Annotated in this window: 8 protein-coding genes and 1 pseudogene; 4 read left to right on the top strand and 5 right to left on the bottom strand. The window is 65.5% G+C overall.

All coding sequences use genetic code 11. The features are described from left to right. Positions 1 to 151: pseudogene (locus Q0964_RS09940) on the top strand (tRNA(Ile2) 2-agmatinylcytidine synthetase); the annotation flags it as partial. 4 nt (positions 152 to 155) lie between these two features. Here the strand turns inward: Q0964_RS09940 and Q0964_RS09935 are convergent. Together Q0964_RS09935 and Q0964_RS09930 are read right to left on the bottom strand one after the other, a co-directional pair. After that, complete coding sequence (locus tag Q0964_RS09935) at positions 156 to 641, bottom strand: DUF7979 domain-containing protein (protein ID WP_299266702.1); 486 nt, start codon at positions 639 to 641, stop codon at positions 156 to 158. 187 nt (positions 642 to 828) lie between these two features. Next, positions 829 to 1,785 (bottom strand): succinylglutamate desuccinylase/aspartoacylase family protein, encoded by a 957-nt coding sequence (locus Q0964_RS09930; protein WP_299266700.1) that lies wholly within the window; start codon positions 1,783 to 1,785, stop codon positions 829 to 831. 402 nt (positions 1,786 to 2,187) lie between these two features. On the opposite strand from Q0964_RS09930, the gene Q0964_RS09925 reads away from it, so the two are divergent. Next, the gene (locus Q0964_RS09925; RefSeq protein ID WP_299266697.1) at positions 2,188 to 2,538 is read left to right on the top strand and encodes a DUF7536 family protein; all 351 of its coding nucleotides are present in this window, start codon (positions 2,188 to 2,190) and stop codon (positions 2,536 to 2,538) included. Between the two features lie 8 nt (positions 2,539 to 2,546). Here the strand turns inward: Q0964_RS09925 and Q0964_RS09920 are convergent, their stop codons facing one another. After that, positions 2,547 to 3,785, bottom strand: a complete 1,239-nt coding sequence (locus tag Q0964_RS09920; protein WP_299266694.1) for a potassium channel family protein — start codon at positions 3,783 to 3,785, stop codon at positions 2,547 to 2,549. A gap of 276 nt (positions 3,786 to 4,061) precedes the next feature. Here Q0964_RS09920 and citZ point away from each other — a divergent pair, with 276 nt between their 5' ends. Both citZ and Q0964_RS09910 read left to right on the top strand, forming a co-directional pair. Then, positions 4,062 to 5,198: a citrate synthase gene (gene citZ / locus Q0964_RS09915; RefSeq protein WP_299266691.1), complete on the top strand. Its 1,137-nt coding sequence runs from the start codon at positions 4,062 to 4,064 to the stop codon at positions 5,196 to 5,198. 553 nt (positions 5,199 to 5,751) lie between these two features. After that, positions 5,752 to 6,111, top strand: coding sequence for a DsrE family protein (locus tag Q0964_RS09910; protein WP_299266688.1), 360 nt, complete (start codon positions 5,752 to 5,754; stop codon positions 6,109 to 6,111). A gap of 31 nt (positions 6,112 to 6,142) precedes the next feature. Here the strand turns inward: Q0964_RS09910 and Q0964_RS09905 are convergent, their stop codons facing one another. Beyond that, on the bottom strand, positions 6,143 to 6,721 hold the full coding sequence (locus Q0964_RS09905) for an L-threonylcarbamoyladenylate synthase (protein WP_299266685.1): 579 nt from the start codon (positions 6,719 to 6,721) through the stop codon (positions 6,143 to 6,145). A gap of 37 nt (positions 6,722 to 6,758) precedes the next feature. Beyond that, positions 6,759 to 7,286: a redoxin domain-containing protein gene (locus Q0964_RS09900; protein ID WP_299266708.1), complete on the bottom strand. Its 528-nt coding sequence runs from the start codon at positions 7,284 to 7,286 to the stop codon at positions 6,759 to 6,761.

The following is a 7,286-nucleotide window of genomic DNA, read 5'->3' as shown; positions in this document are numbered from 1 at the left end:
CTGCGGGACCGAGGCAGAGGGGAAGGTCGAACAGTCGATAGCGCGCGATCTTGAAGGGGGCTGGTACGAGGTGCCGCCGTGTGCGCGACGGCACGTTGCGAAGCCATTAGTGAGAGGTGGGTTCGACGGGGAAACGCATCCCGAGCGATGAGAGATCAGTCCCCGGCAGGAGTCCTGTCTGCGGTTCGCTGCCGGTACACATTGAACGCGACGAGGATGATCCCGGCCACGACGAGCGCAGTTCCCGCCATTCCCAGCGGAGGCAAGACGAACATCGCGGGGAGCCAGAGGAGTCCCATCTCGGGCCCCTCACGGTGCGTCGTGATCTCGTAGGCACCGTCGGTACGCTGGACGACGTACCGGCCAACGCCATCGTCGATATACATGAATTCGGGGGCAGTCTCGTCCTCACGTTCGACGACGTACACGCCCCGTTCGATGGTCCGGTCGACGGCCGTCTGCCCGCGTTCCGAGAGGTTCGCGTAGTGGAGGTGCCCCTCCGTCGAGGCGTCGAACGCCGCGGAGTCGTTCTGTAGTTCGTGGACGTACTCGGAATCGAAGACGACGAAGCCGCCGACGGCCGCGACGGCGAACATAACAGCGCCGATGAACACAAACGACGTCCCGCGACCCCGGTCCATGCGGGTGCTGTCGCTGTCAGCGGTACGTACTTTCTGCGGCGGTGCAAGGCGGTTGCGGTAGCGGAGCGGTTGCGGTCGGTATACCGCGTCGTACCGGACGCGAGCCGCTGGCTCGCGTCCGGCAGTTTTTCCCCACGTTTTTGCGATGGGGGGTGCGCGGAGCGCACCCCCCGACGTAAAAAGTGGGTTAGAAGGAATCCACGTCCGTCCCAACCGAACAGACGTACTCGCCGGTGGCGACCTGCGGGAGGCGGCGGGTACGCCAGAACACGCCCTGGGAGTCGGCGGTGACTTCGGCCTTGGACTGGCCGAAGGCGTCGGTAATCTCGAACAGCAGGTCGTTACGGGCGACGCGGTCGCCCAGTTCTTTATGTAGGGTGATGAGACCGCCGGCGGGTGCGCCGTACTGCTCGAAGCCGCTCGCCCGGGTCTGTGGTTCTGGGACGTGGGTGCCGTCGGTGAAGCCGTAGTAATCGAGGACGTTTTCGACGCCCTCGACGCCGACCTCGATGGAGTGGTCGTCCCAGCCGACACACCCACCGAGTTCGGGGTCGATGGTGGGGACGCCGTCGTCGGGGCCGGCGCGGGCCAGTTGGCCGTCGGGGCCTTTCTGGTCGAGGATGTACCCACAGCCGAACACTTTCGCGAGTTCGAGACACTCCTCGTGGAGGCGGTGGCGTGGGCCACATCGGACGCGGCACTCCTCGATCATCCGGGAGGTCGAGCCCTGGTGGAGGTCCAAAGCGAGGTCGGCGCGGGTGGCAGCCTCGAAGGTGGCGGCGGCGATGCGTTCGCTCGATGTCCCGCGTTCGTCGCCGGGGTAGGTCCGGTTCATCTTCGTGTCGTCGACCGGGTTGCGGTGTTCGGCGACCTGGAAGGCGTGGTAGTTGACGATACCGACGATGAGGATGGTACCGGCGATCTCGTCGGGGTCGAGCCGCGGAACGAGTCGCTGTATCACGCCGACGCCGTTGAGTTCGTCACCGTCACTTGCGGCCTGCACGTAGAGCGTCTTCCCGTTGTCGGCACCGTTGACCACCGCGACCGGCAGTCCGACCTCGGTGCCGTCACGGGTATCACCGACGAACAGCCGCCCGGAGTCGATCTCACCGGGAGTCGCGTTCGCCGTCCCGAGGCTGGTCATTATCACTAAGGCGCGGTTGCACGGTCTTAGGACGTTCGATATGTTCCACACCCTGCCGGAACCGAGTGAGCTCGAACCCCGCCGGAAGCGAGCCGTATCCCCGCAGGCGGTGCCGGGCGGTTCGTCGGCTCGCATCCGACGGCCCGACCGCGGGTTCACCGCGCTCGTGTTCGTGGCGCGAATCTGGGTTTTCTCCACGTTCGCAGGAGCGGGGCTCTCGCGCGCCCATCGGGCATCTCCGGCCGCTTGAGTTGGTTCTGTCGTGAGGGGTGCAGGACTGTCGGTCTCGCACGCCGTGTGCGCGGGCGTACTGCGGCCGCGAACGGATGATCGTCGACGGCGGCCACGGGGGAAAGGGAGCTGGACCGACGCGATTTTGTCCCGGGAGTCACTAGCTGGACTGTGACAGACGACGGTAACGCGTCCGTGAGCGAGGAAACCGGAATCGCGTCGGAGCGTGGCTCCGACGGCGGCCCGGCGACCGGAGCCGGAACTGACGGCCGCCCGGAACGCCCCGGCGGGGCAGCGGCGATGATGGAGGCGCTGAACGTCCGGGACAACGCGCTTCGCGGGTTCGTCTTCGGCTTCGTGTTCACGACCGCGGTGTTCACGTTCTTCGTCGTCGTGCCCGGTGTCGACCGGTCGCCGGCGTACTACGTAGCGCTCGCGTTCGTCCTCGCGACGGGGCTCGGCGCGCTGGTGACGTCGGCACTGGTTCTGCGAGACGCGTATCGGCTCACAAAAGAGCTGTGACGGTGTCCTCAGGGCCCGACACCGTTCGCCGCGTCGTCCGCCAGCCCCGCCAGCCGACCAGCCCCCGAACGGGTGCCTTTGGCGATGAGGACGTCGCCGGGGTCAAGCGCCGTGTCAGGGCCGGGTGAGATGACCCAGCTCCCGCCCTCGCGACCGGTTCGTTCGCTCTCTGAGCGGGCGCGTCGAACCGCGATGACGCGCATCCCGGTCTCGGTCTTGACCATCCGCTCACCCAGCGTGACGCCCGCGAGGTCGCTGTCGGGGCCGACGGTCAGCCGGACGATCACCTCGTCGGACTCGCGGACGGCCTCGGCGACGACGGGGTGAGTGCCGAGGCCGCGAAGAACACCCTCGCTGATCTCCAGAGCGGCGTCGCTGATGACCTCGGTCGCACTCGCGAGCTGGACGAGCCCCCGGAGGTCGACGGGGTCGTCGACACGGCCGGCGGCTTGGAGGGTCCAGGCCTCGAAGCGGGACTTGAGCGCGTCGACTTCGGCTTCCAGTTCCAGCACTTCCTCGGCCACCTCGTCAGAGTCGAAGAGGACGGCACCATAGGCCAGGTCGACGGCGAGTTCGCTCATGTTTTTCATGTGGACGATGGAGTCCACAGCACGTTCGAGGTCGTCGATTCCCGGCTCGGGCGGTTCTGGCGGAACGTACGCCTGGTCGCTGGCGTCCTCGTAGACGTCCGCGATTGCCTCCTCTGACCCTCGGAAGATGACAATGTCCTCGGGTCGGAGCGTGGTTTCGGGACCCGGATTGAACAGCCACTCACCGTCCCGACGGATGGCGATAGCACGCACCCCGGTCTCGGTTTCGAGGTTGATGTCCACGAGCGTGCGGGCTGCAAACGGCGAGTTCGTGACGACGACGGTACGCACGACCGTCTCGACGGCTTCGGGGAGTGCAGCCCGCATCGCGTCGGGGAGACCGATGTCTTCCAGCACGACCTTCGCGATGTCGCCGGCAGCGTCGGAGATCTTCTCGGCGGCGCCGACCACGCCCAGCACCGGTGCGAGGGCTTCGGCGTCCTCGGGGTTGCGGGCGGCCATGAGCAGGCCCATCCGAGCCCGGAGTTGGAGGAGGTCCATCTTGGCCTCCAGTTCCAGCACTTCTCCGGCTACCTCGTCGCTCCCCAGTAGGACCGCCGAGTACGAGAGGTCGATCAGCAGTTCCGCGGTGTCTTTCATTTCGGCCAGTAGCGTCTTGACACTGACCGGTTCGTACTCGACCTCGTCGACTGCCATGCTCGAGGCTCCTCGTTGCCGAGTAAAAAGCGTTGCCCGGCGACAGTCTCACCGGATGCGGTGTCGTTCGGTCTACCGCTCGGACGACGCCAGGCACGGTATTATCCCTCGACCCGTGACCGAGAAGTTCAATCACCCAGTATCAGCGTTCCGGAGTGGATATTTTCAATATTTGGGCCCACATCGTGTTCACACGTCCACCGAGCGGGCGGCGGGCAGCGGACGTGTGCTGGACAAAAGATAATGCTTTTCCCGGCACGTAGAGAATGCCGACGTATGTCCGACGAGCTCAAAAAGGGGCTTGAGGGAGTCCTGGTCGCCGAGTCGGAGTTGAGTTACATCGACGGTGATGCCGGCGAACTCATCTACCGGGGCTACTCGATCGACGATCTGGCGCGTGACGCGAGCTACGAGGAAGTGCTGTACCTCCTGTGGCACGGCAACCTCCCGAACAGCGAGGCGCTCGCGGAGTTTACCGAAGCGATGAGCACCGAGCGCGAACTGCACGACGACGTACTCGGTCTGGTGCGCTCGCTGGCCGAGGCCGACGAGAATCCGATGGCCGCACTTCGGACGGCCGTCTCCAGCCTCTCGGCCCACGACCCCGACGCGGAGTCCGATCCACAGAATCGGGCGGTCAACCTCCGGAAGGGGCGGCGAATCACCGCCAAGATTCCGACGATCATCGCGGCGTTCGCCCGGATTCGGGACGGCGAAGAGCCGGTTACCCCCCGCGAGGACCTCAACCACGCCGAGAACTTCCTGTACATGCTCAACGGCGAGGAACCCGGTGCGGTGCTCGCCGAGACGTTCGACATGGCACTCGTGCTCCACGCCGACCACGGTCTGAACGCCTCGACGTTCTCTTCGATGGTGATCTCTTCGACGCTCGCGGACCTGCATTCGGCCGTTCCAGGCGGCATCGGCGCGCTCTCGGGCTCGCTGCACGGCGGCGCGAACCAGGACGTGATGGAGGCCCTGCTCGAACTCGACGAGTCCGGCAAGGAACCGGTCGAGTGGGCAGAGGACAAACTCGAGGCCGGCGAACGAGTTCCCGGCTTCGGCCACCGCGTCTACAACGTCAAGGACCCGCGCGCCCGCATCCTCTCGGACAAGTCGAAAGCCCTCGGTGAGGCCGCCGGTTCGCCGAAGTGGTTCGAGTACTCCAGTTCGATCGAGGAGTGGATGCGTGAGGAGAAGGGACTCGCGCCGAACGTCGACTTCTACTCGGCGTCGACATACTACCAGATGGGCATCCCGGTCGACATCTACACGCCGATCTTCGCGATGAGCCGTTGTGGCGGCTGGATTGCCCACCTTCTCGAACAGTACGAGGACAACCGTCTGATCCGTCCGCGCGGCCGTTATATCGGTTCGAACGGCGATGAGTTCGTCCCCGTCGACGAGCGGTAGGAGAGTCCCCCCAGCGTCGGATCACCGACCACGCGAGCGGAACGTCTGTGCTTTTTGCCCCGAATCGAACGGCGCGGGAAACACGACCGGTGACATCCTCTCCGTCCTGAATGGCGAGGATTCCGCGGCACTGCACCGCTGGTTTGGGATGTTCAGGGTTTGTAGCCATCTCGATGACAGCTACTGGCCGTGCCACCCAGCCGTTACTCCAATCCCGGCATGGGATTCAGCGGTACTTCTCACTGCACCCCGAGTTCCACAACAGAACGGGGTGCGTTCTGCATATAACCGGGGAGCTCCGATACTGTCCGATTAGTGGCGATTAAAAAATCCGTTCGGCACGTCAAGCGTGGCTGAGCTAAGGTTTGTCGAATTTATTCCCGCCGTGAACGGCGGGGCTTTCTCCTCGCAGCTTGTAATCGGGGGGAACACCTGGAAAGCCGAGCAGGCGACGCCCGCGAGGCGGTGAGTGTGCGACGGGTTTGAACAAGAGATTTGCGTGGGGGTGGGACCACGGGCAGGTTTTACTTCTTCACCCCGATAAGAGATGGTGATGAGTGCTAGTTCGGGCATCGTCGTCCACATCACGAGCGGTGAGAACGCAGACTGGCGGATGGCGCTGCGAAACATCCTGAACCTGTACGAGGACGAGTCGGTACCGACGGCGGCCGAGGCGATTACGGTCGTGGTCAACGGGGACGCCGTTCGGTTTCTGCTCGCGTCGGCGCCGGAGGCGACACAGATCAACCAGATGGCGGCCGCCGGCGTCCAAATCAACGCGTGTGAGGGGTCGCTGGATCGACTCGGGTTCGCGTCGGCAGCCCTCGCCGACGGCGCCTCGCGGATTCCGTCGGGCGTCGCCAAAGTCGTCCGCTGTCAGAAACGCGGCGACACCTATTTAAAACTGCCGTAGCCGGCGGGTTCGAGTCGGGGCAGGCGCGGTTTCAGAGCCACGCCTCGATTTCCTCGGCCATCGCGCCGCGCCGGTAGATGTCGCCGGCGTCGACGTCGACGACGGTGCTGCCACCGCCGGGGGTCCGGCCGCCGTCGAGCAGGACGGCGGCGACCTCCCGGACCTGGTCGCCCAGTTCGTCCACCTCGCGGACGCTCCCGGTACCGCTGACGTTGGCGCTGGTGGCGGTGACTGGGTGGAAATCCTCCAGAAGCGCGAGCGCGCGGTCGTGGTCGGGGACTCGAACGCCGACCGTTTCGCGGCCAGCGGTCAGCACGTCCGGCACCACGTCGGTACGGTCGACCAGCACTGTGACGGGACCGGGCAGGAACTCGTGCATGAACGCGCGCTCGTCGGCGGTCGGGGCGGTGTACTCGAGGGCGGTCTCGATGTCGGGGACGGCCAGCGACACGGGTTCGTCTCGGTCTCGTCGCTTCGCGTCGAAGACGCGCTCGACGGCGTCGGCGTCGGTGGCGTCCGCGCCGAGGCCGTAGACGGTCTCCGTAGGGTAGACGACGAGGTCGCCGTTCCGGAGGGCATCGACGGCACGGGTGGTGTCGGCGTCAGTCATTGTCGACGGTCGGCCGCGGAGAGTCAAAAGTCGGTCGCTACAGGTCGTCGATCGCGGCCTCGATCTCGTCGTAGTCTGGGAACTGCGGCCACTCGGCTGCGACCCAGGCGTACTGGATCACGCGCTCGTCGTCGAGTAGGAAGGCGGCGGGTCGGGGTTCGCTGACGCCGGCCATCCCGTCGAGGGAGTGGTCGATACTGTACCGCTCGGCCACACCGTTTTGCGGGTCCGAAAAGAGCCGATAGCCGGTGTCCTCGATTCCACGCTCCGCGATAGTCGTCTTGTGTTCGTACGGCGAGGAGACCGAGAGCCCGACGACGGTCAGGTCGTCCTCGCTTTGCCCCCACTCGCGGTCCCGAATCTCGTTCCACATGTACGTCGTCGGGAAGGCACCGTCCATGGTGTGGAACAGGAGGAGAACCGGCCCTTCGGCCGTGAGGGCCGAGAGCGCACGGTCCTCCCAGTACTCGGCTGTGACCAGCGGGCGCTCGAAGTCGGGGGCCTGTTCGCCTGCTGTAGGGTGGTCGACGTCAGGGAACTCGACCACCTCGAAGTCCAATCCCAT

It is taken from the genome of Halorientalis sp., from assembly GCF_028275115.1.
In the GTDB taxonomy this organism is placed as follows: Archaea; Halobacteriota; Halobacteria; order Halobacteriales; family Haloarculaceae; genus Halorientalis.
The sequence above is the reverse complement of the archived record's forward strand: the minus strand, read 5'-3'. Positions and strand labels throughout refer to the sequence as shown.